Below are 25,216 nucleotides of genomic sequence, written 5' to 3'. Positions count from 1 at the left end.
ATGCAGCAAAACATTCAAGGAATGGTGAGCGATATAATCTACAGGAACTTGGGAAATAGCTATACGGTGTTTGAGATAATCTGCGACGATGAGGTGTTCACAGCAGTAGGAGTTGTGCCAGACATTGCCATCGGCGAAAAGGTGAGCGTTTACGGTGAGTTTTATGTTCATCCTGTTTACGGTCAGCAGCTGAAAGTAAGCTACCTTGAAAAGCTTTTGCCACAGACAAAGGATGAGATATATCTTTATCTTTCCTCTGGAGTGATAAAAGGTATCGGGCAGAAGACTGCAAAGAAGATTGTTGATACCTTTGGGGACGACACTGCAAGAGTGCTCCAAGAAGAACCTGAAAAGCTTCTGCAGATTCGCGGCATGACACCAGAAAAGGTTGAGCGAATAAGAAACATGTTTGCATTCCAGAAATTTTTGAAAGACATCATGTCAATCTTTTCCCAGTACGGACTTTCACAGAACCATGCAATGAGACTTTTTAAACTTTATGGATTTTCTGCTCTGTCGCTTTTGCAGGAAAATCCATATTTTCTTTTGGACGTGTTCCCAGAGCTTGACTTTAAAAAGGTTGACAGACTTGCACTTGACATGGGAGTTATGCCGGATGACAGAAGGAGAATATCTGCCAAGATACTCAACCTTTTGACTCTGGCTGCAAACAACGAGGGGCACACCTGCCTGCCAGAAAATAGGCTCAAACAGCTTTGTTCAAAAACCCTTGACCTTCCAGTGGAAAAAATAGAAGAGGCACTTGAAGCTTTAGAGGTAGAAAGAAGAGTTGTGAAAGATGAAGTTGACTCTCAAGATATGGTGTTTTTGTACGGTTACTATGAGTGTGAAAGGTATATAGCAGATAAAATCCTTTCAATGCTAAAAGAGTATGATGACATTGCCGATATAGATGAAAAAATTTCACTGTTTGAAGAGAGAAACGGCATTGCATTTTCACCAAATCAGAAAAAAGCCATCAAGATGGCGCTAACTCAAGGTGTTAGCATCATCACAGGCGGACCGGGAACAGGTAAGACCACAATTATAAAGTGCATAATTCAGATTTTCGAGAGTGAAGGCAAAAAGGTTTTTCTCTGCGCACCAACCGGAAGAGCTGCAAAGAGGATGCAGGCAGCCTGCGAAAGAGAATCAAAGACAATCCACAGGCTTTTGGAGATGACAGTTTTAGACACACATGTCATTTTCCAGAGAGGACCAAGCAATCCTTTAAAATGCGATGTCATCATTGTTGATGAGATGAGCATGGTAGACAGTTTCCTTATGAACTATCTTCTTGCTGCAACAAAGCCGTCAACCAGAATTGTGCTTGTTGGAGACAAAGACCAGCTTCCATCAGTTGGTGCAGGAAATGTCTTGAAAGACCTTATAAAAAGCGAAATTGTTCCCTGCACTACTTTGACAGAGGTGTACCGCCAGAGCGAAAATAGTTTTATAGTCCTCAACGCTCACAGAATAAACAGAGGAGAGTTTCCGCACCTTCAAAAAGAGAGCGATTTTTATTTTATCCAGAAAAACTCTCAGGAAGAGATTTTGAAAACTGTGGTTGAGCTTGTGACCAAAAAACTTCCAAACTATCTTTCGTGCGACCCGATGACAGACATCCAGGTCCTGTGCCCTTCTAAAAAGGGGATTGTTGGGATGTACAACCTAAACCGCGTGCTGCAGCAGCATCTCAACCCACCTCATCAATCTAAAAAAGAGTATGCTTATAAAGAAAACCTGTTCAGGGTTGGAGACAAGGTCATGCAGATAAAAAACAACTATTCGCTGGAATATGAGATTGTACAAGGAGAGGAGAAGGGCAGGGGTTCAACAGGGATATTCAACGGCGACATCGGAGTTGTCAAAGACATCGACAGGGCGCAAGGTGCGCTGGAGATTTTGTTTGACGATGAAAAGCTCGTGTATTATGACTTTTCGCTGCTTGACGACCTGGAGCTTGCATATGCCATGACTGTTCACAAATCGCAAGGGTCTGAATTCAGGTGCATAGTGATGCCTGTTGTTGAGACCTACCCTATTTTGATGACAAGAAACCTTCTGTATACGGCAGTTACGCGTGCAAAAGAGCTTGTTGTGCTGGTGGGGAAAAAAAGTGCCTTAGAGTACATGATTGCAAACCAAAAAGAGGCTATGCGATATTCAGGACTTTGCGACTTTTTATTGCGCGGGCAATCAAATACGCAATTGCAAGCTTTATGACATCAGGAATTATAAACGGTGCAACACCAGCGGCAAAAGCTTTTTTAAGTGTCATGTGTGCAGCCCACGACAGATACAAAAATCCTAAGATGTAGATGATTGCAAGACCTAAAATAAGTGCCACTGAGGCATTTGCTGCCTCATTTTTTATTGGCTTTTTTGTATTTATATAACTTGTAACAAACGCTGCAATCGGGAATGCCATCAAATACCCACCAGTGGGTCCTACAAATTTAGATAGACCGCCGGTAAATCCAGCAAACACAGGCACGCCCACAGCCCCTAAAAGGTCATATACAAGAAGGCTCAAAAACGCATACTTTGGCGGCAAAACAAGGCTTGCCAAGAAAATTGCCAGAACCTGCAGTGTAAATGGAACAGGGCCAATTGGAATTGAAACTTGCGCACACACAGCAACTATTGCAGTAAAGAGAGCAGATAAAACCAGCATCTTTGTAGTACTTGTGCTCTTTGCACTTTCCATTTTCATACCTCCCAAATGTAAACTTATTATTATGATATGGTTTACTTAAAATATATCAGCAACTTATTGTATCTGTCAAGAGGGAGTTGAAGTCCTCCGTTTTGGTTAAGTATTACATTCTTGAAAATAGAATGCTGTAAAAAATTTGATTGAAAATTGCTTATAAAAATGATATCAAATGTGGTATTATGTTAAAAAAGCTTTGAAACTTATAAATGAATTAAAAAACAATTTTGGGAGTGATAAAAATGGATTATAAAGTGGAGATTATAAAGCTATCAGAGGAAGATGGTGGTGGATATATTGCTATTGTTCCAAAGCTGCCTGGGTGCATATCTGACGGCAACACCCCCCAAGAAGCATTGGAAAATGTTCAAGATGCAATAAAGTGCTGGATTGAAACAGCAAAGGAAAAAGGTTTGCCAATTCCATCCCCCGAAGAATATAAAGAGGACTATAAAGATTTAATTTCATATGCTTTAGGATGTAGAGATAATGATTTATCCAAAATGTTAAAGCAACCTTATATTGTTCCACCTGTGATTTCAGAGGACTTAAATATTTTAGAAAGTTGTGAAAAGAGAAAGACAAAAACATAAAAAGCGGAGCGTACTGCGCTCCGCTTCTGCATTTACGGAATAAGTAATGGGTCGCATATGGTAATAATACAGTTATATCCACCACTGCTATTAGTTAATGTTTCAAACTCAAGAGTCAAATAATTAACTCCTGTTAAATCTATACTTGCCAAGCCAGGATCATCATAAAGTTCGGTTTTGAACTCTCCAAGAATTTCATTGTCTCCATACACTCGAACAGCTGCTTGTATTCCTTTATCTGAATCATCATCGATACCATATTTAAATTGAAGCTTCTTGTATTTTCCATGTAGTTTATATGTGAGATTAAATTTGTATCCTTTCCAGCCATGGAACTTCCACCATATATTTTTATAGAATTTTTTACCATTTACAACAATATCAGTTGCATTGAAACCAAAACCATTATAACTTCCTTCTCTATCAAAATACTCCAAGTCACTTAACCAAACTCCATTTTTGTTCTTCACAAATGCCCCTATTTCAACTCTTTTCGTTTGGTCATTAAAGATATAACCTGTGTCTCCAACATTCAAAAATGTTTTTAGCATAGAATCAAAATGAACATACCTTCTTCCACCGTAACTTATAAAGGGCACTTTTTGAGCTGTAGGAACACCATTGACTACAATGTCATAGTAGGATAATTGAGGCAGAGACGTTACTTTTTTCTGCAGATCATCAGTTTTTTTCTTCAAGGTTGTAACTTCATTTTTTAATTTCTGGTTTTCACTTTTTAACACGTTGTAGTCTTTCAAGAGCTTTTCATAAAGAACTTTGTAGTTTGTAGGTGAAGATGCCACAACACCAAGGGCAAAACTTATTAGAATGACAAACGACAAGAAAGCAAGTAATCTCTTTTTCATCACTTGACCCTCCCTGTGAAAAGTATTTCTCTTAGCCATAAATATACAAAAAAAAATAAATATGTCAACGCATTAAGCCAATAAAGTAGATAACCAGAAAAAGGTAATTTCTCTAATAAATATTTTTTGTTTATCATATAATCAAATTAAAATATAGAAAATTCAACTTATGTCTCCAAACATGATCTTAGAGATAAGTGAAAAATTTAATAGAGACAAATGCTATGAGAGAGTTGCAAAATTTGACGTTTCAAACAGGACAAAAGAATAAAAATATAAAAAATGGGTATAAAAAATACGAGAACACAAGCAGCATTTAAAAAAGGAGGCAAAAAAAATTGATTCCCTTAAAAGACACCATCCCGAGCAGGGAAAAACCGTTTATGACATGGACGCTGATATTAATCAACGTTTTTGTGTTCCTGTACCAGGTGTCAATGCCGCAAGAAGCTGCGCAGGAGTTTGTCTTCAGGTACGGATTTGTTCCAGAGCGCTTTACCCAGCTTCTATCTCACGGATTTGTGGTTGCAGCGAGCGTCTCAATCTGGTCTATCATTACATCAATGTTTTTACACGGAAGCTGGATGCACCTTATATCTAACATGTGGAGCTTATGGCTGTTTGGCGACAATGTCGAGGACAGGGTTGGGCATTTTAGGTTTTTGATATTTTACATTTTGAGCGGTATTGCAGCGGCTTTGACCCACTGGTTTTTCAACGCAAACTCACCCATCCCAACAGTGGGAGCATCAGGCGCAATCTCAGGTGTGATGGGTGCATACTTTTTGATGTTCCCGCTCTCAAGAATCGTGACGTTAATTCCTCTTGGATTTATACCTCTTTTTATCGAAATCCCGGCTATCTTCTTCCTTGGCCTATGGTTTTTGTCGCAGGTATCATCTGGAATTCTGGAGCTGTTTGGGCCTGTCTTTGGAAGCGGGATTGCATGGTGGGCACACATAGGCGGATTTGTGTTTGGAGTTCTTACAATCAATATGTTCAAGAAAAGATACAGAAGATACCATAACTTTTTTGATGATGAGATATTCTATTACAGATATTTCTAAGTTCAAAAATCACAAAGGAGAGATGATACATGAGTTTTTGGGATTTACTAATACTTTATGTCATTGCCACATCCCTTCAGCCAATTATGAAACAGAGAATGATTGAGTCTGCAAGGCAGAAGCTCATTGCAAGGATTGAAAAGAAAAGAGGCTCAAGGGTAATACTGCTTGTCCACAGGCAGGAGACAATGAGTTTTCTTGGCTTTCCAATTTACAAGTACATTGATATAAACGACTCTGAAGAGGTCATCCGCGCAATTTCAATGACAGACCCATCTGTTCCGCTTGACATAATCCTTCACACACCGGGCGGGCTTGTGCTGGCATCGCTTCAGATTGCAAGGGCTATAAAAAGACACAAGGGCAAGGTCACAGTTCACGTTCCGCACCATGCAATGTCAGGCGGAACGCTCATTGCTCTTGCAGCAGACGAGATTGTAATGGCACCAGATGCTGTTTTGGGACCTGTTGACCCGCAGATAGGTGAGTTCCCGGCTGTGTCTATCTTGGAGGTTGTGAAGCAAAAGCCAATTGCGGATATTGACGACAAAACTCTGATTTTGGCAGACGTTGCTAAAAAGGCACTGAGGCAAACCAAAGATGCTGTTTTGGAGCTTTTGAGCGAAAACTACCCGGATGATGTTGCTGAAAATATAGCAACCCAGCTTGTTGAAGGCAGGTGGACTCACGACTATCCAATCACTTACGAAAAAGCAAAAGAGCTTGGACTGAAAGTTCGATGCGACATTGACAGGGAAATCCAGCAGCTTATGAGCCTGTACCCTCAGCCAGTTGTGAAAAAATCATCTGTTGAGTATTTGTGGCAGCCAAGGAAATAGTCAAAAATTTCACACATGAAACTCAAAGCTCAAGCGAGGGTGAGCACATTACGTTTTATGAAGAAGGCTTAACCTACATGTACTCTGAACTTGAGAAGGTCAAAATCTATTACACTTCCGCAGGCTACACCAATGTAACCTTTGCTGTGCATCACTTAGCAAGCTTAATGAGTATGAAGTAAAAGGGCAGTTTAAAGCTGCCCTTATTTATTTTCTGTTCCCTTTCCATATACCCTATCAGGACAGAAATATCTTCACTGTTTTTTACTTCCCTTCCCACCAACTTCGCAAATTTTTTGACCTTAAACTGCCTGAAAGCATCTCTTAAAATTATTTCTGTCTTTTGAGCTCCAGCTTCAAAAGGGGAGTGATAAAAAGTGTGTCTGCTTGTATATGACGTTATGAGAATGGCAAAGGAAAGACACTCTTCAGTATGTCTTAGCTCTTTAAATTCGCTCTTCCAGAGAGAAAGCAACTGCGAAAGATGTCTTCCAAAGGTTCACTTCAAAAGGAAGAACAATGGCAATGTTCGTGATTATGATTGCAAGAATATGATATACTATTACTGCGGGAGATACTCTCTCAAACATGCTGGAGAACTTTTTACTCTCCTTCACCAGATTAGCCATAGACTTCCAGACAATCCCAGAATTCTTTCGATTGGATGCGGACCGTGCACAGACCTTTTTGCATTTGAAGCTTACTTCAAGACATATAAGCCATATAAAAAAATTGAGTACCATGGACTTGAGAAGAACATGCTCTGGAAAGATATTCACGATTTTATAACAAAGCATGAGAAAAAGCACAATTTGTCAAGATTTAGAATTACTTATATAGATGTAATGAGTGAAGTTCAAAAAGTTGAAGAAATTATCAAAAATGAAAAGCCTAATATCATCTCATTTCAGTATGTTCTATCGGACATGGCAAAATACCACCCTGTAAGTTCTGTAAAGCGATTTGCAGAAGAGTTTGTGCAAAAAGCTTTCGAAATATTGCCAAAATCAACCATGATAGTTTTTAATGATACAAATGTGCTGCAGAGCTATGCTGAAAGAAATCCAGATGAAGTCAAGGGTCGTGATATCCTTGAACCTTTGGCTGACAAGTTTTGGCACAGCCGCAACATATCAGTGTTCAAATATTACTTTCCGTATAGAAATGATCCAAGCCTTCAATTTGGCGGTGCTCACTCTAAATGTGAAGTTGACATGGGAAATGTCCCAGCGGATTTGAAAAACTATTTTGAGATTTGGTACGAATACCGAAGTGCCCAGCTTGTGCTAATTAAAAATGAAGATATCTTGATTTGAGTGAGGAGTTGATTTGGATGATTATAAGTGCAAGCAGAAGGACAGATATCCCAGCTTTTTTTGGCGATTGGTTTATAAATAGAATAAAAGAAGGATTTGCAATGTATCGAAATCCTATGAGACCAACCCAGGTTTTTGCTGTATCGCTTCATCCAAAAGACGTTGATGCCATAGTCTTCTGGACAAAAAATCCTAAGAATTTTTTGGACAAGCTCAAATATCTGGATGAATACATTTATTATTTTCAATTTACAATCACACCTTATGCTCAAGACCTTGAACCGGGAATTCCGAATAAGGATGAGGTCATTGAGACTTTTATAAAACTTTCAGATATGATAGGGGAAAAGAGGGTTATCTGGCGGTATGACCCAATAATTATCACTGATAAGATGCCTCTGGACTACCACAAAGAAAAGTTTGAAGAGCTTAGTGAAAAGCTTTCTCCTTATACTCAAAAGTGTATAATAAGCTATGTGGACTTTTACAGCAAGGCAGAAGATGAGCTGAATAAAATAAATGCCAAGAGGCTTGAACAGAATGATCTTTACAACCTCTTTAGTGCAATAGGCAGTATTGGGAAAAAATATAACCTCAGCGTTGAGACCTGTGCAGAAGATGTGCCGGTCGAATATCTTGGGCTGAAAAAAGCACACTGTGTAGATGGTGATCTTATAAATGATCTCAGAAAAGAAAAAGGTTTTCAAGATAAAGAATATAGAAAAGACAACAATCAAAGAAAAGCTTGCGGATGTGTGCAGAGCATAGACCTTGGAATATTCAACACATGCAAACACTTTTGTGTGTACTGCTACGCAAACTTCAGCAGAAATTCAATAATCAAAAACGCTCAAAAATATGATGTCAACTCACCTCTTTTGTGCAGCGCACTTGACCTTGAAAAAGATGAGATAAGAATAAGGGAAAAAGATGGTTCTAAAAAGCTTGAAATCAGCCATATTTTGGAACAGGATAAAAATCAGGAAAGAAGAATATCTCAACTTGATTTTTGTGTACAACAAATCAATTTTGTAGAAAAAAATACTAACAGCTCTCTTGAAAAGAAGGTTTTAGATCATATTAAAAGAATAAAACAGAGGACATTGCTGTAAAGAGGGCAGCATTGCTTTTCTTTGCAGCTTTTTCTTTTTTTAGAGTGAAAAATAATGTATAATTGAATCAAAAAAGATAGGAACTTAGCAATATTACAAAAAAGATTTTCAGATAAAGAAAGGAGCAAATCAGATGAAAGTAATATATCAAGTTGGAAGGCTTGACAATCCTGCACAAGCTACCAAAGAGTTTTATATCAAAAATTTTCATGGAGAAAAGGTTGATGAAAGTGGAAAAGCTGAGCTTTCATCAATTGTCCTGAGAGACTTTTTGCGCAAAAGAAATTATGAAGCAAAAACTGTTATTATTTATCCTGTGAGCATTGTTTTTAACAGCAAGCTTCCAGAGTACATCCAGCCAGAGGAGCTTAAAAACGAGCTTGTAGATATTTTCAAAGACCCATCAAATTATCTGAAAAATCCACATGAATTTATAGACAGAATAGAACTTGAAAGAAACAGAGACGAAAAGCTGATTGTTCACTCTCTTGGCGAGTATTTAGGAATATCTCTTGATGCAAGTTATGATGACATTGTACTTGAAATTCTTTTTGATATGATAGAAAGATACCTAAAAGGTGAACTTGAAGAGCTTTACCTTGACATCTCAAGCGGGCACAACATCTACATCTCTGCCATCTTAGAAGCTGCAAGGCATTTTGCTGTCTTTTCGCACCTTGTTAATTGGATTGATGATACTAAATCCCCAAAAATATATATCACTTTTTCTGACCCGATCATAGGAAGCTCAGCAAAAAGTTTTGAGATACACATCCAGCAGCAAAGATTTACAGCGTTCTTCTCATCACCAATAAAGAGCAAGGAGGCAGCGGACTATAATTTTTCATTTTTAAGAGAAATCTACCCTGACCCGAACAACAATTCAAAAGGCTCAGAAGCAGTCAAACTAAAACAACAGGCAAGGGAAAAGCGTAAAAAACTAAAAGAGAAGATAGAAATGTTCTGTCTCTTATTTTCGGCTATTAAAAACAATGTTCCCCTGTATCTTTACTACCAGCACTATCACTCTGCAGATGAGATAAAAGAAGAGACTTTTAAGCTAATTGACCATGCTAAAGCCCGGCTTTGCAGTGACTATCAAAAATCTCCCAACCTCAACAAAAGAGCTTACATAGATGCAGTTTTGAGTTTAGGATTTTACATTGGAATTGTAAACGTGCTGGAAAAGTACAATGTGACCATGTTCTGTCATGATACAGGAATTGATATAGAGACTGTCAAGAACAGTTTTTCGGAGATTTATTTGATTTTTAGACTTCATACAAACATAGTAATGCTTGGCAATGAAGTTTCAAATACACAGGAAAAATTAAAACAGATAGGTGATATCTCCACATGGACAGGGCTTTACAGAATAATTGACCCAGACAAATCAGCAGGTGAAATTGACCCAAGAAACTTTTTTGCACACAGCGGATTTGAGAGAAATGCAACAGAAGTTAGAACAGAAGATGACAGGGTATTAGTAAGATATAGTTTAAATGTTAATTTTAATGATATAAACTGCTGGCTGAAAAGAAGACTTGAGTAGAACTTTAAGCAAAGCTTGACAGGGTGATTTTTACATTAAGTATCTTTTTGCAGCCATCAACGCTTTGAAGACAAGCCTTGCATGTTTTAGCATTCTAATTAGCTCAAAGAGTGTCACATAATCATCTTCGATTGGCATTCTGAAATCCCACCAGGAGTTTAAGCCTTCTTCCTCCTTTTTTTTACTTTTTAGCTGCAAGCTGCAGCGAAAAACATTTTAAAACATTTTATTCTGTTATAAAAAGGTCAATTTTTATGCGAATGTGTGCGAGAAGAAAATTTAAATGTTTCAATCCCCAAAGGGAAGGGTACAAACCTACGAAAATAACACAAAGAAATGTTTTTTGACCAATCCAACTATCGTTTTGGACAACCCCCTAACTATTTTATGTTTAAACCATCTCAATTTACCATGGATTTTCTCAACTCTTTAACTTTTTCAATCTCCAATTCTGTAAGTTCTGCAACCTCTTCATCGCTAAAACCCTTTTGTATTAATCTTTTCGCAAACTCGATTGTTGCTTCAAGTTTTCCTTCAAGTTTTCCTTCAATCTTCCCTTCAAGTTTACCTGCCATAAAATCTCTTGTCTTTGCCTCATCCAAAAGTCTTGCAACATTTAATATAAACTCACCCATAGCTTCCACTCTCTTCTGTTTAACCCTTTTTGCAATCCTATCATACTAACTATAAAAAAAAAGAAACCTTACTTATTTAGATTCCCCAGAGGTGGCTTATCCTCTTTTCTTTCCAATTCCCAAAGAAGAGGCTATAAACTGTAGTTTATGACAAGTCTCTCACCTTATGCGGGTTTCAATCCCCAACGGGAAGGCTACAACCCCCTCCCTCCTCAATCCCCAACGGGAAGGCTACAAATTAAGGTTCAATTCTTGTTATCTTGTCAATATCCACCAGTTTCAATCCCCAAAGGGAAGGCTACAAACTGGAACTCGGCGAGCGTATCCCAGCCATTCTGGATGGGTTTCAATCCCCAAAGGGCAGGCTACAAACAGATGCCATTGCACCTTTTGGATTCCTGGTGAAACTGTTTCAATCCCCAAAGGGGAGGCTACAAACATTAGAAGCGCAGCTTCAAGAGAGAGATAAGCAGTTAGCGTTTCAATCCCTAAAGGGGAGGCTACAAACAAACCGAAAATCTTAGGGAAGAATTCACTTATGAAGAAGCGTTTCAATCCCCAAAGGGAAGGCTACAAACAGTATACTGGACGGGCTTATTGGAGCAGCATTTGAAGAGTTTCAATCCCCAAAGGGAAGGCTACAAACGCTTGCTATGTAAATCGAGAATACAAAAAGCAAATGTTTCAATCCCCAAAGGGAAGGCTACAAACAGGTAAAATTCCATTATCAATCACCCTCTATTCTGTGTTTCAATCCCCAAAGGGAAGGCTACAAACCTTAACAATATCAGACAAGCCCATTATATCTGAAAAGACGTTTCAATCCCCAAAGGGAAGGCTACAAACATGTAGAAGGGAGTAATCCAACGCATTGGGATTTGAGTTTCAATCCCCAAAGGGAAGGCTACAAACCTCCATACTCTACTGTAACACCTAACGTTGCATACCCGTTTCAATCCCCAAAGGGAAGGCTACAAACTCTTAGAAGGCTTGGAGCAAGTGAGGTCTTATTAGCGTTTCAATCCCCAAAGGGAAGGCTACAAACTTGCCTCTTCTGCATTAAATCCCATAGCGATAAGCATCGTTTCAATCCCCAAAGGGAAGGCTACAAACTCGAAATTGATAGGATGGCAAGGATAATTGACAAAAAGTTTCAATCCCCAAAGGGAAGGCTACAAACACACCGTCATCGTAATACCCCCTTTCCTTGTTCTTCTGTTTCAATCCCCAAAGGGAAGGCTACAAACTAAGTGTGGAGTTGTGAAGCATTAAACCAAAACAAGAGGGTTTCAATCCCCAAAGGGAAGGCTACAAACTGCAGTTAGCATACGTTATGTTGAAACCATGCTTATGTTTCAATCCCCAAAGGGAAGGCTACAAACAGGTTGAAAAGCTTGATTTTATTATATCAACTTTATGCACCCCTGTCAATGTTTTTATTTTAATACATCCCCTCAAAATCAACACAAACCCAGTTGCATAAAAGAAAAGAAGCCTTTCAAACCTTTCCGTCTATCCAGCTGCTGCCAGAAATCCATTCAAACCTACAGTCCACATGCATGAAACCGAATACAAATCAGCTTCTTAAAATTTTGCACCTGAGGTCGACGGATATGACTTTTGGTCAAAATTAATAAAAATACGCAAAATATTCAAAAACAATGAATAAAATTTCAGCGCTGCCCTTTTCCTTGCCACAAATATTCCAGATCTCAGCAAATCGAATCGCTATTGCTTGGAAAATAGCAATTTCAACTTCGCATATTTTTTGAACTTTGCAGTTTACAAAACTGAGTGTATTTTATTATATAATCGAAAAAAACTGCTCGAACTAAGATAAGGTTTTTTGACTGTAAATCTTTTCTTCAAATATATTTTGTTGTATAATGGAATAAAGTGTAACTTTGTTACTGAATCTGTCGAATACACAACAAAAAAGAAGGTGGGCAAGAAAGATGATTTTTTACAGTGCTCATCAAAGAGAAGAAGATAGGAACTTTGACTATACTCTCTTTCTTGGCGCGATTTTGCACGATATCGGCAAATTTTATATAAGAACAGAAAATCCAGATGCTAAAAAGAACATCTCAAAAGAATATGAAGCATTTTACCAGGCAGAAGGGAAGTATGCTCCGCGACATCAGGAGTGGGGCGCGTTTTTTGTCGAACATTTTTTGCCAGAAAGCTTAAAAGGAGTCACATCTCTTGTTCTGTATCATCACAGACCATCTTCATACCAGCAGCTTTTAATAAGCGTTGCTGACAAGATTTCAGCAAAAGTTGACAGGAAAGACATAAGCGAAGAAGAATCAACAGGTGACAAGTCAAAGTACTTAATTTCTGTTTTGTCCCAGATAAGCCTTGACAGAGATAAAAAAGAACCGAAAAAGCCTTTTTATAAGCTTCTCAAGAAAAGGTATAATGTTGAAAATCCTATAGAAGGTTTTAGCTCAAGTGCAAAAGAAGATTACCAAAGCCTATGGGCAGAGTTTTCAAGGAAGATAAGCATTTTGAGAGATGGCTTTGAAAGTTCATTTGACTTAGAAGACTTTGCAACAGCCGTTTACAACTTGCTTAGAATTTACACATACAATGTACCATCAGCCTTTTACCATTCGCAGCCTGATATTTCTCTCTGGGCGCACAGCAAATCAACTGCTGCAATTGCATTTTGCCTGGACAGGCAGCTGAAAAAAGAGTTTTCGCAGGAAAATGAAAGAATAAGAGATTTGGAGGCAATCAACACAAAGCTTTTGCCTGGAAATGAATCTGTGATAAAAAAAGGTGACTACCCATACTTTTGCCTTGTGAAAGGCGATGTCTCTGGAATTCAAGACTTTGTTTTTGACACAAGTATGGACGGTGCTCTGAAAGCACTAAAGGCAAAATCATTTTACATCTCATTTTTGCTTGACACCATTGCAAGATACATTCTAAAAGAAGAAAACATGCCAGTATGCAATCTTATATACAACGGTGGAGGGCACTTTTACCTTTTGATGCCGAGGTATTTTATGGAAAAAATTTCACATTATCAACAAAAAATCGACAAAATTCTCTTTTCTGCGCACAGAGGAGCACTTAACGTGCTTTTAGAAGCTGCAGAGGTTGATCTTTACGACTTTGCACGCAACTTTGGAGACTGTTTTGATAGGGTCTCAAGGAATATCCAGAAAAAGAAGGCTTGCAAGCTCAAGAATGTGCTGGAAGAGAAGAAAATGGAATTTTTCGAGTCGTGGGAAGACCATGACCTAAAATGCCCTCACTGTGGAAGGAAGATAGAGCCAAAGGAAGATAACCCAGATTATTGTAGATTTTGTGACAGTTTTGTAAAGCTTGGCGATGAGCTTATGAAAAGTTTGTTCATTATAGACTCATGGGGAGAAGAAAAAGAGTTTTCAGAATTTTTTAACATTCACAATGTGCTTAAAGCGTTTGGCAGAACCATTGAATTTTCCAATCACTATGAAAGCGTTGCGAACACGCTGATTTTGGACAGAAGCAGGATAGAAGATTTGCAGATAAAGAAAAAAGAAATTGAAAGAGGGCAAAAAGGTTCAAAGCAGGGTTTTGAGAGCGAGTTTTATGAAGACCTTGACATCTCAACCCATGTACCGTTCAAAGATGTAAATGAAGAAGTATTGATGCTTATAGATGACATAGCAGAGTCAGCAAAAGGAATTAAAACATGGGGCATTGTTCGAGGCGATGTTGACAATCTTGGAAGCATCTTTAAAGATGGTCTTGGGAAAGATAATTCAATTTCAAGAGTAATGACTCTATCGGAGGAGTTTTCGCTTTTCTTTGGCTACTACTTCAATAAACTGGTAAAAAAGCAAGATGGTAATATCATGGTCATCTACGCAGGCGGGGATGACTTTTGCATACTTGGCCAGTGGGATGTGCTTCCACAGATAGCGTATAAAATTTACACAGAGTTTAGAAACTTTTCTTGCCACAACCCAGACGTTACCCTTTCGATGGGCTTTGAAATAGCACCAGATAAAAAATACCCCATTTACAGGGTAGCGATGGTTTGCGGTGATCATCTGGACCAGGCAAAAGAGTATGAAAGAGAAGATGGAAAGAAAAAGGACTGTTTTGCATTTGGTGCAAACTTTGTTGGCTGGGAAGAGTTTGAAGATTTGAAAAAGCTCAAAGAAGCAATTGCTGACCTTGTTGGGAACAAGAACGTCTCAAAAGCGCTTATAAACGGCATCTATGCCGTTTGCAATCTTAAAAAAGTGGCACAGGCCCAAAAAGAACTATTCAAGGCATGGAGATTTGTGTATTTCATGGCAAGACTGAAAGAGAGACATTCCAAATTCTCAGCCGAGCTTGAAGATGTTTTAGACAAAATTATTGATAAGAAGACAAATACTCTTTACAAACACTCTTACCTGGCAGCACGCTGGGCTGAACTTGAGCTGAGAAGATAAAAATTAATTTTATGGGAGAGGGTGAAGTGGTTATGCCAGCACAAGGTGGTAACGTTGCATTGTCATTGAAAAATGATATTCTGAGCAAGATTGAGACTGCTATTGACCCTGAAAAAGACAAGGACGGCAAGGCTTTTTCAGATGTTGCCGAAAAGACAGGGCAGCTTCTGAAAGAATCTGGAGTTACTGTTACTCAGATAAGAAAGGTATTCACTGAGGTAAAGAGGCTTTCGCCAGAAGATGCTAATTATAAGTACAAATTAAAGCTTTTGAAAGCAAAACTTGCATACACAGCAGGAAGATTTAATAAAATGAAAGACTTTCAGGAAATAATTAACAAAGCTTTACCTGTTGCAGAAAAGAGCCCAGAGGCTCTAAACAGGTTTAAAGACTTTTTTGAAGCAGCTGTTGCATATCACAAGTACTTCGGTGGTAAAGAATAATAATCTCAAAAGGGGGAAAGTATTGCCATGGATGTAATCTTAAAAGGAAAATACATTATAAAGTGCAAGATTAAAGCTGTTACAGGTCTTCACATTGGTGAGGGCAACAACAGCATTGAGATAGGCGGAATTGACAATTCAGTTGTGAAAGATGCAGAAGGCAAGCCTTACATTCCAGGTTCTTCTCTCAAGGGTAAGATGAGGGCTTTAATGGAGTTTGCTGAGGGCAAGGTAAAGGATAATTTGCTTATTGTATCAGTTAAAAGAAGCGGAAAACCAGAGATATGTATTCACATGTGTGAAGATATAGACTGTCCTGTTTGTGGTCTTTTTGGTCGAAACCACGGCAAGCATGTTACCAAAGAGGAATTTATAAGAAATCCTAACGCAGAGGGCAAAGACTTTTCAGACGCAGTCATCCCTACAAGGCTCATTGTTCGCGATGCAAAGCTGATAGAAAGCTCAATCACAGATGAAATGAAAGAGAACCTTGACCTTGAGTGGACAGAAGTAAAGTTTGAAAACAACATAGACAGAATAACCTCAAAGGCAAATCCCAGACAGAGCGAAAGAGTACCGGCAGGTGCGCAGTTTTTGGCAGAGTTTGTTGTCAACAGGTACGAGGTTGACGGCAGCGATGATGGTCAGCGTTACTTGAGTAAGTTTATCAAAGCGATGAAGCTTTTAGAAGATGATTACTTGGGCGGACAGGGTTCAAGAGGAAACGGCAAGGTCAAGTTTGTGGACATTGAAATAGTTTATAAAGATTCAAGCGACTATGAAAAGGATAGTAGCGACCTAAAACCAATTGCAAAAGCAGACAGTTTAGACCAGTTAAAGCTTTCAACAAATTAGAATTTGTTGTTTAAAAAGGTGATAAAGATGAGCAAAGGAAAACTGTACAGGGTATCAATGCGCTTTACCAACCCCCTTCACATCGGCGAAAAGGAGAAGATATACAACATAACCCAGACATTTGCACATTCAGACACGCTAATGTCAGGAATAATAAACGCATACTCTTTGCTGTATGGGAATAGCAGCACAAATGAACTTTTAGATGGTTTTTTGCGAAAAAGTCCGCCTTTTGAGGTTTCATCTACCATGCCGTATGTTCAGGGCGAGTTTTTTGTTCCAAAACCGGTAGGTTTGAACCTTCATCATTACAAAGATGAAGGGAAAATCGAGGTTGAAAATGATAAAGAACTAAAAAAGATAAAATTCATAAGAGAAAACGACCTGCTTTACAATTTTCCAGATAAATACAAAGTAGCAGGGAGTTTCTTGCTGCCCAAAGATATGCTTTACAAATTTGTTGAAAGCAAAAAAGCAATCTCATTAGGAAAAGTCAAAGAAAGGGCAAGGGTTTCAATAGACAGGCTGAGTTCTTCCTCAAACATTTACTATTTTTCTCACTTTGAGTTTGAAAGCAGTGCGGGTTTGTGGTTTTATCTCAGAATAAACGACCAGAGCTTGGAAGAGAAAATCAAAGCAGCAATAAGGCTTTTGGGAGACGAAGGACTTGGCGGCGACAGAACCTGCGGGCTTGGAAGCTTTGAGGCTAATTTTGAAGAAAGTAGCATGCCAGAAGAAAATGACAACGCAAAGTACTACATGAGCCTGTCACTTGTAAATCCTAAAAGTGAAGATGAGATAAAGAGCGCGATCAGCTACGAAATTTTGACGCGAAGCGGCTACATTTACTCAAAGGCAGGGCTTGGTATAAAGAGAAAAGCTGTGCGAGTATTTTCAGAAGGGACTGTATTTTCAGGGAAAGTTTGCGGCAGGGTGGTTGATGTGACACCACAGAAGTTTTCTCAGCACAGGGTATATTGTTTTGCACTTGCGTTTTTGCTTCCCCTGCCGGAAGGGGTGATGATGATTGGCTCATGAACCATTTGAAAGCAGGACTTATGAGATAGAAGTTTTGACCCCAACAATAATTGGTGGGCAGGACAAAATCCAGAGTTTTGAGTTTGTCAAAGATGGAGATTATTTGTATTTTATAAACTTTGACAGACTGCTTGAAGAAAATCTTTTCAAGGAAAGTTTTATTGATGAGCTTTCGCGCGGGCTTTCAACCGGTGGCAGGGATTTTAATATAAAAGATGTTTTGGCGCGCTATAACATAGATTTTAAGAATTCTTCAAAGTACAAGTTAAAACTTGAAGGGGTTAAAAGGCTCTCAAAAGAAGTTGTTCCTTTTGTCAAGAGCGCAGGCAGGTTTTATATTCCAGGCTCATCCTTAAAAGGTGCGATAAGGTCTTTTGTGACAAAGGCTTTGAACAGGAACTTTATACAGCTGTATGAGAATGATCTTTCAAGTGCGTACCAGAAGACTTTGAATTCTGCTGATAGAAGAAATAGTGTTGATCCCAAATATGTCAGCAAAGACGCGGAAGAAAAAATTTTTGCAACCCCTTACGAGTCACCGTTTAAGCATCTTAAAATAAGCGATAGCGATTTTGTAAGTTCTGAAAATGCAGGTGTTTATGAAATAAAGGTTATGAACATATGTGGCGGCCAGGTTAAATGGTTTGCTGGCAGAAGCAATGAAGATGACCCGGACAGAGCTGTTTCTATAATTGCAGAAGGAATAAAGCCTGGTGCAAAACTTATCGGCAGCATCAAGATTGAAAAAGACTTTGTTGAGGGCAATCAAGTTGTCAGAGGGATAAAAGAAAAAATCGGTGTGAATGCTACAGCAACTTCTCCGACAGAGTTTTTAGCAGATGTTTTGAAAGCTGTCTCTAAAGATTACATCCAGAGGGAAATCAATTTTTACACAAGATATAAGCAAGCTCAGATTGTTTCGGAGTATCAGAAGCTTTTGAATGTTCTAAATTCTCTTGATAAGAACCAGTTTTTGATTCAGATAGGATTTTCCACTGGATATCTTTCAAAGACTGTCGGAATATTTTTCAACAAAAACCACTTTGAAAAACTTGCAAAAGTTGACAGACAGTCAAAGATTTATCCTGAGCTTTTCCCAAAGACAAGGAGGCTTGTGTTCAAAAACGGACAGGTCTGGACAGTACCAGGCTGGATAAAGGTAACTATCAAATGATGGGCTGTGATGAAAAAGTGGCAAAATACTTTACATTTCATTTCTGGGCAAGGGAGGATGGCGTGTTTTTGCCATCCTCTTATTACTCTAAGGTATATGAAGTTTTGAAAAGTCTTCTTGCAACCGAGCAGTTTACCATCTCTCCCATTAAAACAAAGAACAAAAAAGAGGTTGAAGATGGCGTATGGGTGTTTGAAGATTTTAGAATATACCTTGCAACACCTTTTTTAGAACTTGTCGCACAGAACATATTAAAGGTTTATGAAACATTAAATGGCTTGTTTGAAGGTATTTACTTGAAGAAAATTTCATGCAAGGGGCAGCAGCCAAAGTCAAGTGGAATTTTGCTCAGCGGTGTGTTTGCTCAAAAAGACGGTGTTTGCTTGGAATATGACAGGCAGCCAGAGATTTTTTCTGATGGGTTGAGAAGACAGCTTTTGAACATCTACTACCAGAGGTTTGGGACATATCCAGAAGACCAGAGGTTTTTCTTTGTTATAAAAGATGGCTTGAAAAAGCAGCATTTGATTAAATCAAGAATTGAATATTTTGGCAGGTACGAAATTTTTGCTTCAAGCGAGCTTCTTGACATGTTCTGCCAGATGTTCTGTGTGAAGTAGGTTTATAAAACTTTGCTTTTCAGCTTGTTCATAAGATTAAATTTTCTTCGCATAAAAATTGACTTTTGTAAGCTTTTTATAGAGGGTAAATTATAAGTAGCAGGAAAGTACTGCGAGGTGAAAAGGGATGTCGCTGAGTGCTCTTCTTGGCGCATCAATAATGATGCATGGGCTTGTTCAGGGACTAAAAGTTTTTGCAGTTGTTGTTGTCCTTGGGTTTGTTATAAAAGGACTTTGGCAGGGATTTAAAAAGGAGCTTGCTTGAAAGTTAAATAATGTTTTAAAAATCAAATTGCCATAGCTTCAAACCCTATTCCAGACATGACTTTTATTTTGTCACTTTAATTTTTGGTTTGAAGCTATGGCTTTTTTCTTTTGATACCAGATATCGTTGAAAAATTAAACCTTAAACTTAGTGAAAATTATTTTTTCTGAAAAATATATAATAAAGAGGATTTTGTCAATATGTGTCGAAAGTTATAATAAAGAATAGCTGTCAAGGACAGAAAACAAACAGAAAGGGTATTAAAATATTTAAGTGAAAAATCAGATTTTGAGAGGAAAGATTGACCATGTCAAAGCTCTCTCAGATATATGGATACTGGAAAAATTCTATCAAGGCTTCAATGAAGAGATATGATGAGAACATGGAAAGAAGTTTAAAACACCTACAAAACTTTTACAGCACGGTGTTGAAGTATTACATAATCGACTGGAGCAGATATTTTGAGAGCCAGCCTTTCAGACACAGCCTCAGGCAGAAGATAGAAAGCTTTTTTGGTAAGAATGAGATAAACTTTGTTGCAATAGATGGGACATGTGTTAAAGATGAAGGCAGCGATTTTATAACCTTCTTTGCGGGTGCTTATGGCGCAAGAGGAAAGATAATAATCAAGCATGAAGGTGAAAAGATCAAGTACGAGCGGTGGGATTTTGCACGAGATGTAACCATGGTGGCACAGATTCCAGTGTTTCCTTACGAGATAGAATTTGTGGCAAATTCGCCCGAGCTGAGCCAGATGCAGTTTTATTCGGATAAAGACATACAGGAGATTTTAAACCTTCACACATCGCTCATGAAGCTTGCAGAGATTTACCTTGCCTACCATGTTGTGTCATCATCGACGGTTGACATGCCGCAAATAATCCTGTTGGACTTGGCACCGAGCACACTCTTGAGAGTGCCATATGTAAACTACAAGAGTACAAACTATCTGGGATATAAGTATCTCAACGACACGATAAAGTTGTCAGATGTTATAGTTGCACTTTCACATCCGTATAATAGTCTACTTGGAGTTCCTTCAAGGAAAAAGTATCGCAGATATGCTCTGCTTTTGTCAAAATTAGATGAGGTTTGCAGCCAGAACCAGAAAAACTACTTTACATACAGAGAGCTTACAGAAATTTGCCATCTTTCCATAGAAGATGTAAAAGAAATCGTAAGATTTTTAGATGCAACAGGAGTTGTGGAAGATGATGAAGCGGCGGGAATAAAACTATTGGTAAACTTAAGCCAACGATGGAGCTATCTTGTAAGCTTTTTTGATTATATCTGCAATCAGATATTTATCCGCAAAAATCCGACAGCGTTAGAGTTTTCTAATTTCTCTGAAGAAAGCAATATTAAAAAGCTGATTTCTCATGATGATATAAATTTTTTGATTTCAATTGGCATAAGAGCTCTGATTGAAAAGTGCTGGGAGAAGAATGTCTTTTTAATTGGGATTGTGAAAGACTCAAAATCGCGCTATTTTTGTCGAAATTTTTTAAACGTGCTTTCAAGTCAGAACATGCTGGGAGACGGAAATGAAAATGTTGATATAAAGAACTTTCAGATAGCCATGAGCGATAGGCTTGTTTTCGAAAACTGCGCAGCTTTGAGCACTGAACTTTGTGCCCCATGGTCTTCTGTTGAGTTTGACTCTGCATTTGCTACTTTGTTTGTGGACAGGAATAACAGCGTCACAGGCGTGAAAGGCCACATAGTAGCAGATGACAGAATATTTGCAAAGTCAATAGCCCAGTTTTATCTGCAAAGGTCAAAAAAGCAGTGCAAGATGGGTCATGCCATTTTTGTTGAAAGGCTGCTGCATCCCAGTCTTGACAGACAGTTTTTGGATGTGATACTGCTTGAAAACAGCAAGCTGGGGAGACTATCGCCTTTTATTCACCTTGACAAGAAGGTTATCAACTGGGGCCAGGCAATGAACATCTATTTTTTAGATGTTCTTACAAGAAACCACTTTCCGGAAGTGATTGGATATCCAGAACCGCTTCACAAGGCAGACAGAGGTGCTAAAACCCTCTTAAGATTTGCAAAGGGAATAATCCATAGCAGCCAGCAGCTTTACAGAAAAGACCCACTGAACATGACTTTCAGAAAATTTAGGGATAAACTTGAGTTTGAAGACGAGGAGTGAAAAGAATGTTCAACACTGAGATTGTTGGGCGTATGATGAAATATGATAGCGATGTATATTCAAGATACAGAGCTGAAATCTGGTTTGATTATACAAAAAAGGCTATGAATGAAATAAAGGAAGGCGCACTTCTGGCGGTTCAGAATTTTTCGTCAACGTCTGACAAGATTCGATACTGCATATTGGAAATTACATCTGTGATACCGCTTCACTATGGGCTTGACAACGACCTTTCGGGGTATCCGGGATTTTTGACCGAGGCAGCAGAAAATATTTATCGTGACTGGGAAGAGCAAGAAGAAGAGCCTTTAGACGATGCCACAAAAATAAGATGCCTTGCAATTCCGACAAATTTTGAGATTATAATCGACAAGGACCAAAAAGTTTCGATAGGGATAGAGTCAAATCTTCCCATGGTTGGTGCAGAGGCATTTTTGCTTGATGAGGAGCTGACAAATCGTATCTTGAACTATGACATAGACAAAAGCGGTGATGTGATTGAGATTGGTCATCTGATAAGGGATGAAAATGTTAAGATTTTGCTGAAAGTAGAAGAGCTTTTGAGAGTGCACTTTGGCGTGTTTGGTTTTACAGGAGCAGGTAAATCAAACCTTCTTAGCACTCTTGTAAGAAAGATATTAACAGAATCAAATCTTCCCGTGAAAATTGTAATATTTGACCTGATGGGTGAGTATTCAACACTGCTTGTGGACCTTTTGGTGAAACTCAACAATAGCATGATTGTGGGCATTGGGGAGAAAACGTTTGTAGGTTCTCTTATTTCCCTTATGAAGGCAGACAGAAGCCTACCTGAGTACAAAGATCTTTTGAAAAAAGCAACAATTGATGTTGTAAATTCTTCATTATATCCCAAAGGATTAGTAAGCCACAAGGATTTGTTCAAAAAAGCCTTTTTCAAGATTTTGCTGAGCAAGAAAGTGAAGGTTTGGCAGAGTGGCGATATAACTGTTGCTGATTTTGTCAGAATTCATGAGAGGACGCTTTTTAAAGGTTATTTAGGCAAGAGCGAAGCTGTAGTGAAAAAGCTCTATGAACAACTTTTGAAAAGTACAACCCCTTTAGATGCCAACAATTGTCAAAAACTTATTCAGTACATTAAAGATAAGTATCTTTCGGGTGGGAAGCTTGGCTCAATTGCTCTTTCAAATTTGGAGCTTTTTGTAAGTGAGCTTGAAAAGAGATATGACGAACTGAAAGAGTTCGGATTTTCAAATGAAAATGTTATTGACCAGAAAAAACTTATTGACATTCTCAACAATCCAGATGACAAGGCGCTTGTGATATTTCAGTCGCACGACCCGGATGAGCTGAGAAATCTTGCGTATCAGATTGGCATGGCCATTTTTGAAGACAGGCGTCGAAGCGGCAAGATTGACCCTGTTGTGAGTTTCATATTTGACGAGGCTGACGAGTTCATTCCACAGGATGCAAAGGATTCATACGAGCGTTCAAGCGAAGTTGTGATGCATTTGGCAAGGCGCGGAAGAAAATTTGGCTTAGGGATAGGTATTGCAACCCAGAGAATAACTTATCTTAACACAAACATAATGGCACAGCCTCACACATACTTTGTTAGCAAGCTTCCAAGAAAATCTGACCAAGAGAGAATAACAGACGCTTTTGGTATAAGTGAGGATATGTTCAAGCAGACATTCAAGTTCAAAAAAGGGTGCTGGCTTCTTGTGAGCTATGATGCAATTGGGCTGGAGGCTGTACCACTGCCCATCTATGTTCAGAACGCAAACGATGCTGTGCTTGAGTTTTTAAGGACTCTTCAATAAGAATGCGAATTATTTAACAATCAAGTTATGTTAATTTACCATGGATTTTCTCAACTCTTTAACTTTTTCAATCTGAAGATCTGTAAGTTCTGCAACCTCTTCATCGCTAAAACCCTTTTGTATTAACCTTTTTGCAAACTCGATTGTTGCTTCAAGTTTTCCTTCAAGTTTTCCTTCAATTTTCCCTTCAAGTTTACCTGCCAAAAAATCTTTTGTCTTTGCCTCATCCAAAAGTCTTGCAACATTTGAAATAAACTCACCCATAGCTTCCACTCCCTCCTGTTTTACCCGTTTTGCAATACCATCATACTCTGACTTTTGCTCTTCAGCCAGCCCCATTTCTCATATATCTTATAACAATTAACGTACTCATCACCATTGCAAAAGCAAAATTAATAATAACAATGTTTGATACGCTTGTTAATTTTAAAATTAGCCCACTTTCTAACATACATAGCAAAGAGCCAACTCTTCCACAACTTGATTTTAAGGAAGTCAACGAAGAAATACGTTCATTAGAAACGTTTTTTGCAAATATATAATTACTGATAAAGTCAAATACTGTAAAAATAAATACCCAAGTTATATAAACAAGAATGAATAGGATATTATTTGTAGTCTTTAATAAACCTAAAAAGAGTATGAGCAACATAGCTAAAATGCCAAAATGCCTGCCAAGTTTGTTACTGGATACTTTTGAAACCTGAATACTGTAGGCAACAATACTTAAAAGTTGAAAGACCACATAAAATAAGTAAAAATTGTGCTTATTAATTCCCCTACTTAGAAATAGGGCTTGCCACAATTGAAAATGTGTTTGAAAGAAGAATTGTCCAACAAACGTCAGAGCAATCATTAGCTTCAAAGATTCTTTCTTTCTCATTTCTTTAATTCCATCTTTACTTTGTGCAAGCATTCTTTTGAGGATTTCAAATAAAGAAATTTTTGTCTTTTCACTTGTTTCCCCTTTGTAAAAAATTCCCACACAAATAGTTGAAATAATAGTAAGTATTATACTTATACAGTATAATTTAATGCCTATTGCATAATAAATAAAAGATCCTATAGAACTTCCGATTAACAATGCTATAAAGTTTAATCTATTTGAGTTGCTTATAAACTTGTCTATCTGCATCCCAGACAATTTAAGCTGATTAATTATTTCTGCTTCTATTGTTCCAGTATCAAGTGCCGACGAAATACCATACATAAACCAGGCTATTAACAACATCCAAAAATTATTCATTGAAATAACAAGACAAAACATCAATAGTAGAAAGAGCTTAGAACATATAAATACCATTTTTTTAGAATACATATCTGCTATCAAGCCACTGGGATATTCGCTGATAAGAACAGCGAAACTGTAACCTGCTTGTATTATCATTATTTGAGATAATGTTATGCCTTTGGCCAATAATAAAACTGTCAGCACAGAATGCGGCAATGAAATAGCAATTGTAAGAAGTACTAATGAAACATAATATGTATATATGTTTTTTATTACACTTGATTTTGCCACCATTTAACATTACACCTGCAATCATCCTATACTCAATCAATCTTTTGGAAATTTCTTTTTCAATTTCTTTTATATGCAAAACCGAGCAAGTAGATTATAAAAAAATAAGATAATATGGCACTAATATGCACCATATTATCCAGTATATTGATTAATTTCTTATTATCAACTCTATGGATAGCCCATCCTTTTGCAACAGCAATA

19 protein-coding genes, 2 pseudogenes and 1 CRISPR repeat array are annotated in these 25,216 nt (G+C 38.0%); of the genes and pseudogenes, 16 read left to right on the top strand and 5 right to left on the bottom strand.

The features are described from left to right. Entirely contained in the window at nt 1–2,226 is a 2,226-nt protein-coding gene (recD2, locus tag OTK01_RS12955; RefSeq protein ID WP_029228535.1) for an SF1B family DNA helicase RecD2, read from the top strand. Here the strand turns inward: recD2 and OTK01_RS12950 are convergent. Continuing rightward, entirely contained in the window at nt 2,156–2,710 is a 555-nt protein-coding gene (locus tag OTK01_RS12950; protein ID WP_029228534.1) for a biotin transporter BioY, read from the bottom strand. The genes recD2 and OTK01_RS12950 overlap by 71 nt on opposite strands. Before the next feature lie 248 nt (nt 2,711–2,958). On the opposite strand from OTK01_RS12950, the gene OTK01_RS12945 reads away from it, so the two are divergent. Then, on the top strand, nt 2,959–3,309 hold the full coding sequence (locus OTK01_RS12945; RefSeq protein ID WP_029672115.1) for a type II toxin-antitoxin system HicB family antitoxin: 351 nt from the start codon (nt 2,959–2,961) through the stop codon (nt 3,307–3,309). A 32-nt stretch (nt 3,310–3,341) separates the two neighbouring features. Here the strand turns inward: OTK01_RS12945 and OTK01_RS12940 are convergent, their stop codons facing one another. After that, complete coding sequence (locus tag OTK01_RS12940) at nt 3,342–4,175, bottom strand: NPCBM/NEW2 domain-containing protein (RefSeq protein WP_029228532.1); 834 nt, start codon at nt 4,173–4,175, stop codon at nt 3,342–3,344. Nucleotides 4,176–4,513: 338 nt separating this feature from the next. Between OTK01_RS12940 and OTK01_RS12935 the strand changes: the two genes are divergently transcribed. The 5 genes from OTK01_RS12935 to csx1 all read left to right on the top strand — a co-directional run bounded on the left by OTK01_RS12935 (nt 4,514) and on the right by csx1 (nt 10,061). After that, complete coding sequence (locus OTK01_RS12935; protein WP_029228531.1) at nt 4,514–5,242, top strand: rhomboid family intramembrane serine protease; 729 nt, start codon at nt 4,514–4,516, stop codon at nt 5,240–5,242. 29 nt (nt 5,243–5,271) lie between these two features. Beyond that, nucleotides 5,272–6,081, top strand: coding sequence for an SDH family Clp fold serine proteinase (locus tag OTK01_RS12930; protein WP_029228530.1), 810 nt, complete (start codon nt 5,272–5,274; stop codon nt 6,079–6,081). A 377-nt stretch (nt 6,082–6,458) separates the two neighbouring features. Next, nucleotides 6,459–7,397 carry a response regulator gene (locus OTK01_RS12925; RefSeq protein WP_029228529.1) on the top strand — a complete coding sequence of 313 codons (939 nt, stop codon included), beginning with the start codon at nt 6,459–6,461 and terminating at the stop codon, nt 7,395–7,397. A gap of 17 nt (nt 7,398–7,414) precedes the next feature. After that, the gene (locus tag OTK01_RS12920) at nt 7,415–8,509 is read left to right on the top strand and encodes a DUF1848 domain-containing protein (protein WP_029228528.1); all 1,095 of its coding nucleotides are present in this window, start codon (nt 7,415–7,417) and stop codon (nt 8,507–8,509) included. 133 nt (nt 8,510–8,642) lie between these two features. Further along, nucleotides 8,643–10,061: a CRISPR-associated CARF protein Csx1 gene (csx1, locus tag OTK01_RS12915; RefSeq protein WP_029228527.1), complete on the top strand. Its 1,419-nt coding sequence runs from the start codon at nt 8,643–8,645 to the stop codon at nt 10,059–10,061. 401 nt (nt 10,062–10,462) lie between these two features. Here csx1 and OTK01_RS12910 read toward each other — a convergent pair. Next, nucleotides 10,463–10,741: pseudogene (locus tag OTK01_RS12910) on the bottom strand (Rpn family recombination-promoting nuclease/putative transposase); the annotation flags it as partial. Nucleotides 10,742–10,905: 164 nt separating this feature from the next. Continuing rightward, nucleotides 10,906–12,078: direct repeats of the CRISPR family, unit length 30 nt; unit sequence GTTTCAATCCCCAAAGGGAAGGCTACAAAC. Nucleotides 12,079–12,651: 573 nt separating this feature from the next. Between OTK01_RS12910 and cas10 the strand changes: the two are divergent. The 9 genes from cas10 to OTK01_RS12865 all read left to right on the top strand — a co-directional run bounded on the left by cas10 (nt 12,652) and on the right by OTK01_RS12865 (nt 23,490). Continuing rightward, complete coding sequence (gene cas10, locus OTK01_RS12905; protein WP_029228525.1) at nt 12,652–15,135, top strand: type III-A CRISPR-associated protein Cas10/Csm1; 2,484 nt, start codon at nt 12,652–12,654, stop codon at nt 15,133–15,135. Nucleotides 15,136–15,167: 32 nt separating this feature from the next. Continuing rightward, nucleotides 15,168–15,578: a type III-A CRISPR-associated protein Csm2 gene (gene csm2, locus OTK01_RS12900; RefSeq protein ID WP_013433685.1), complete on the top strand. Its 411-nt coding sequence runs from the start codon at nt 15,168–15,170 to the stop codon at nt 15,576–15,578. Nucleotides 15,579–15,605: 27 nt separating this feature from the next. Then, a complete protein-coding gene (gene csm3, locus OTK01_RS12895) occupies nt 15,606–16,433 on the top strand; it encodes a type III-A CRISPR-associated RAMP protein Csm3 (RefSeq protein WP_029228524.1) in 828 nt (275 codons plus the stop codon). Nucleotides 16,434–16,460: 27 nt separating this feature from the next. After that, nucleotides 16,461–17,471 carry a type III-A CRISPR-associated RAMP protein Csm4 gene (gene csm4, locus OTK01_RS12890; protein WP_029228523.1) on the top strand — a complete coding sequence of 337 codons (1,011 nt, stop codon included), beginning with the start codon at nt 16,461–16,463 and terminating at the stop codon, nt 17,469–17,471. After that, nucleotides 17,461–18,645 (top strand): type III-A CRISPR-associated RAMP protein Csm5, encoded by a 1,185-nt coding sequence (csm5, locus tag OTK01_RS12885; protein WP_029228522.1) that lies wholly within the window; start codon nt 17,461–17,463, stop codon nt 18,643–18,645. Before csm4 ends, csm5 begins: the two co-directional genes overlap by 11 nt. Next, the gene (locus OTK01_RS12880; protein WP_029228521.1) at nt 18,642–19,265 is read left to right on the top strand and encodes a hypothetical protein; all 624 of its coding nucleotides are present in this window, start codon (nt 18,642–18,644) and stop codon (nt 19,263–19,265) included. The genes csm5 and OTK01_RS12880 overlap by 4 nt, the downstream gene beginning before the upstream one ends. Before the next feature lie 127 nt (nt 19,266–19,392). Next, nucleotides 19,393–19,530 (top strand): hypothetical protein, encoded by a 138-nt coding sequence (locus OTK01_RS12875; RefSeq protein WP_014043382.1) that lies wholly within the window; start codon nt 19,393–19,395, stop codon nt 19,528–19,530. A 307-nt stretch (nt 19,531–19,837) separates the two neighbouring features. Further along, nucleotides 19,838–21,688 (top strand): hypothetical protein, encoded by a 1,851-nt coding sequence (locus OTK01_RS12870; protein ID WP_029228520.1) that lies wholly within the window; start codon nt 19,838–19,840, stop codon nt 21,686–21,688. A gap of 5 nt (nt 21,689–21,693) precedes the next feature. Continuing rightward, nucleotides 21,694–23,490: an ATP-binding protein gene (locus tag OTK01_RS12865; RefSeq protein ID WP_029228519.1), complete on the top strand. Its 1,797-nt coding sequence runs from the start codon at nt 21,694–21,696 to the stop codon at nt 23,488–23,490. A 30-nt stretch (nt 23,491–23,520) separates the two neighbouring features. Here the strand turns inward: OTK01_RS12865 and OTK01_RS12860 are convergent. Further along, nucleotides 23,521–23,823, bottom strand: a pseudogene (locus OTK01_RS12860) (Rpn family recombination-promoting nuclease/putative transposase); the annotation flags it as partial. After that, nucleotides 23,816–25,015, bottom strand: a complete 1,200-nt coding sequence (locus tag OTK01_RS12855) for an MFS transporter (protein WP_029672082.1) — start codon at nt 25,013–25,015, stop codon at nt 23,816–23,818. The pseudogene OTK01_RS12860 and the gene OTK01_RS12855, both read right to left, overlap by 8 nt. Between the last annotated feature and the right edge of the window lie 201 nt (nt 25,016–25,216).

The sequence above is a fragment of the Caldicellulosiruptor acetigenus genome, assembly GCF_026914305.1.
Taxonomy (GTDB): Bacteria; Bacillota; Thermoanaerobacteria; order Caldicellulosiruptorales; family Caldicellulosiruptoraceae; genus Caldicellulosiruptor; species Caldicellulosiruptor acetigenus.
This window is presented reverse-complemented; position numbering and strand designations above follow the sequence as displayed.